General features: G+C 65.0%; 6 protein-coding genes. All 6 read right to left on the reverse strand.

Features of this window, described 5'->3' with window-relative positions:
- The coding region (locus IL54_RS02565) for a nicotinate-nucleotide--dimethylbenzimidazole phosphoribosyltransferase (protein WP_037472927.1) at positions 1 to 464 on the reverse strand (464 nt) is incomplete at its 3' end.
- Entirely contained in the window at positions 461 to 868 is a 408-nt protein-coding gene (locus IL54_RS02570; protein ID WP_037472918.1) for a DUF1636 domain-containing protein, read from the reverse strand. The genes IL54_RS02570 and IL54_RS02565, both read right to left, overlap by 4 nt.
- Positions 869 to 893: 25 nt before the next feature.
- Positions 894 to 1,541, reverse strand: coding sequence for a 5,6-dimethylbenzimidazole synthase (gene bluB / locus IL54_RS02575; protein WP_037472928.1), 648 nt, complete (start codon positions 1,539 to 1,541; stop codon positions 894 to 896).
- Between the two features lie 14 nt (positions 1,542 to 1,555).
- Positions 1,556 to 2,182 carry a cob(I)yrinic acid a,c-diamide adenosyltransferase gene (gene cobO, locus IL54_RS02580; protein WP_037472919.1) on the reverse strand — a complete coding sequence of 209 codons (627 nt, stop codon included), beginning with the start codon at positions 2,180 to 2,182 and terminating at the stop codon, positions 1,556 to 1,558.
- Positions 2,172 to 2,936 (reverse strand): precorrin-6A synthase (deacetylating), encoded by a 765-nt coding sequence (gene cobF, locus IL54_RS02585; RefSeq protein WP_037472921.1) that lies wholly within the window; start codon positions 2,934 to 2,936, stop codon positions 2,172 to 2,174. The genes cobO and cobF overlap by 11 nt, the downstream gene beginning before the upstream one ends.
- Positions 2,933 to 3,655 carry a uroporphyrinogen-III C-methyltransferase gene (cobA, locus tag IL54_RS02590; protein ID WP_037472924.1) on the reverse strand — a complete coding sequence of 241 codons (723 nt, stop codon included), beginning with the start codon at positions 3,653 to 3,655 and terminating at the stop codon, positions 2,933 to 2,935. The genes cobF and cobA overlap by 4 nt, the downstream gene beginning before the upstream one ends.
- Between the last annotated feature and the right edge of the window lie 136 nt (positions 3,656 to 3,791).

Genomic DNA, 3,791 nt, shown 5'->3' on the forward strand with positions numbered 1-3,791 from the left:
AGCCCCGGCTCCACCACCGCCGCTCCGGCAGAAAGTGCAGCAAGGCACTCCGTCTCGTCCATTGCCGCAGCGACGGTGAAATCCGCCGTGGGCCGGTCGAGATCGAGTGCAACCACCCGCAGATCCAGTCCGGCCGCCCCGGCCAGTGCGTTGATCGCCGCGCCGCCAGTAGTGAAATTGCCGACCATCGCGGCGGTCACGCTGGCGGAAAAGGCGCTGACCCCGTGGACGACGAAACCATGATTGCCAGCAAAGATCGCCGCGCGACCCTGTTTGATCACCGGCTGCGCTATGCCCTGCCATCCGGCCATAAACACGGCAATGTCTTCCAGCCGGCCCAGCGATCCGGCCGGCTTGGTCAGGATGGCCTGCCGCGCGCGTGCAGCGGCCATGGCGTCCGCATCGGCCACGGGCATATGCTCCAGCGCCGCTTCAAACGCGGCCAGCGTGGCAAACCGGCTCATTCTGTGACGAAGCCCTGCGGCGGGGTGCGGGTGATGAAATGGCCCTTCACCCCTTGCGGCCATTGCTTGAACGGCACCCGGCCATGCTCGCTGGCGGCATAGTGGACGGCATAGTCCAGAATGGCGGTGGCGGCGTCCTCGTCCGGCGTGAACCGGCCGAGCACATAGCCGACCTTGCCCGGTGCGCGCAGGTGGATGGTGCAGAAATCGGTGCAGGCGAACAGGCACGGCATCTCTTGCACGGCGACCCCGGCATAGCGCGCGTCGCTTTCCTGAACCGAGCGCAGCGCCGCCACCATCTGCGCGCCGCCGCGCATCCCGCCGTCATCCTCACGCGCGTCGGCGCTGTGGCGACAGGTGTTGCAGGCCACGATAGCGGGGCCATCCTCCACGGGTATCAGCATGGTTTTCTGGTCCTTTGATTGAAAATCATCGTTCGAACACCCGGTCAGCCCACGGCTCACGCTGCTGCCAGCCGCGCTGTTCCAGTTCGGGGGTATCGGACGTGTCTGCCGGGTAACCGATGCACAACAGCGCGATCAGCGACCAGGTGGCGGGAACGTCGAGCAGGGCATGGACCGCCGGTGGATCAACGATCGACACCCAGCCAAGGCCAAGCCCGCGCAGCCGCGCCGCCAGCCACAGATTGTGGATCGCCAGCACGCACGAATAGCGCAACATTTCGGGCATGGTGGCAATGCCAAGACCGTGCCCCGCCTCGGGCTGTTCGTCGCAGAACACCGCGATCAGTTCGGACGCCTCACGCAGTCCGTGCAGCTTGAGCGACAGGTAGTGATCGTACCGCGCCTGCCCGGCATAGCGCTCTGCCGCATGGGCGCTTTGCCCATCGGCATGCGCGGCCAGCGCCTCCCGTATGTCCGGCGTCCGCACGCGCACAAAGCGCCACGGCTGGGCATTGCCGACCGACGGCGCCAGCGCGGCGCAGGCCAGCAGCACGCGCATGTCAGCTTCCGCCACGGCGCGGCGGTCGAATTGCCGCACATCGCGCCGCCAGCGTAGCAATTGCGTGAATTGCTCCGTAAATTCCGCGTCGAACACAGGCGGGGCGTCGCTCAGAATTCGATCCCCGGTCAAAATTCAATGCCGGCCTGGGCCTTCACGCCTGAACGGAAGGGGTGCTTCACCATGGTCATCTCGGTGACAAGGTCCGCCACCTCGATCAGCGCGTCGGGCGCATTGCGGCCCGTGACGATCACATGCTTCATGGCGTCGCGCGCGGTCAGCACCGCCACCACTTCATCGACCGGCAGATAGTCATACCGCAGCACGATGTTCAGTTCGTCGGCCAGAACCATGTGATAGCTGGGATCGGCGATCATGCGCTTGACCTCGTCCCAGCCGGCGCGGGCCACCGCAATGTCGCGTGTGCGGTCCTGCGTGTCCCAGGTAAAACCCTCGCCCATCGGCTTGAATTCGACATGGTCGGGAAAGGCATCGAACACCGCCTTTTCGCCGGTCTTCATCGCCCCTTTGACGAACTGGACCACGCCCACTTTCATGCCGTGGCCGATGGCGCGAACCACCATGCCCAGCGCGGCGCTGGTCTTGCCCTTGCCCTTGCCGGTGTGGACGATCAGCAGGCCCTGCTCGCGGGTCTTGCTGGCCATGATCTTGGTCTGCGCGGTCTGCTTCTTGCGCATCTTTTCGGCGTGGCGGGCATCGTCGCTCACCGCTTGCACTTCGCTGTCAGTTTCCATCAATTTGTTCCTTTCGCATGAGGTAGACATCCATGATCCAGCCATGGCGCGCGCGCAGTTCGGCCCGGCACTGGGCGATCCGGGGGCCAGCCTCAGCAAGCACACCCCGCTCCAGCACTTCATGCGCCATGCCCAGATAGGCGCCCCACCAGATGGTGATGCCCTGCGGTTCCAGCACCTCAAAGGCAGAGCCGCTGTCGAGCATGACAACGAGCGTGTCGGTCCCTTCGGGCCAGCCCTGGCCGCGTAGCCTACGCCCGGTGGTGATCGTCACCGCCCCGGCAAGGGGATTGAGCGGAATGGCATGCGCGGCGGTCAGCAGTTGAATGCTTGTGATGCCGGGCACAACGCGCACCTGCATCGTAAGGCCGCCAGCTTTGAGTTTTTCGGCGATCCGTAAGGTGCTGTCATAAAGCGAAGGATCACCCCAGACGAGCAATGCCAACCGCCCGCCCGCTGGCAGATGCGTGGTGATCTGGGCGCGCCATGCTGCAGCGATAGCCTCGTGCCAATCGTCAACCGCTTGCGTGTAATCCCGGCCTGCGTCGCGAACCGGCATGTCGAATTCGACAATCGGCACTGGGCCGGTCAACACCTGCCCACAGATGGCGCGGCGCAGGTCGATCAGGTCGGACTTGGCGCTGTCTTTGCGCGGCAGCAGAATCAGGTCGGCGTTGTTCATCTCCCGCACGGCTTGCGCCGTCAGGTGATCGGGATTGCCCGTGCCGATGCCGATGAGGGAAAGCTCGATCATGCTTCCTCCAACAATGGGCCGTAGAGGATCAGGGCCGGGGCGAACCCCACGCCCTCAGCCAGCGTGTCTGCCAACCCGGCAACCGAGCTGCGCGTGAGACGCTGATCGGCGCGGCCCACATTCTCGGCCAACAACGCCGGCGTTTGTGGGGGCAGCCCCGCAGCGACCAGCCGGGCGGCCAGTTCAGGGAAGGTTCGCTTGGGCATGAACACGACGGTTGTCGCTTCGGCATCGGCCAGGGCTGCCATGTTGAGGTCATTAGGCAAGGCACCCGTCGCACCATGCCCGGTGATGAACTGGACCCGCCGTGAAAGCGCGCGCCTTGTCAGGGGAATGCCGGCAGTGGCCGCCGCTGCACTGGCAGAACTGACGCCTGGGATGATCTCGAAACCGATACCAGCAAGCCGCAATGCCTCGATTTCCTCCTCAAGACGGCCAAAGATCCCAGAATCGCCGGATTTTAGCCGCACTACACGGCCACCCGCAGCGGCATGATCCACGAGTTGGCGGTTCACCTCGGCCTGGCTGGGCGATTGCCGTCCCGCCCGTTTGCCGACATTCACCAGTGTGGTGTCCAGGCGCACGCGGTCAAGGATAGGACCGGAAGCCAGATCGTCGAACAGCACGACATCGGCGGCCTCCAACCGCGCCAACGCCTTGAGCGTCAGTAACTCGGGATCGCCCGGCCCGGCCCCCACGAAGGAAACAAAACCGGTCATGACACGTCCACGGGGTTCAGTGGCGCAATCATGTGGAAATAGCTGCCGGTGACATGGCCGCGATGCGATCCGGTTTCGGCCACCGCCGCGCCCTCGGCATCGGTCACCCGCGCCAGCGGCGCGTCGCTCTGTTCGA

The sequence above is a fragment of the Sphingobium sp. ba1 genome (assembly GCF_000743655.1).
Lineage (GTDB): Bacteria > Pseudomonadota > Alphaproteobacteria > Sphingomonadales > Sphingomonadaceae > Sphingobium.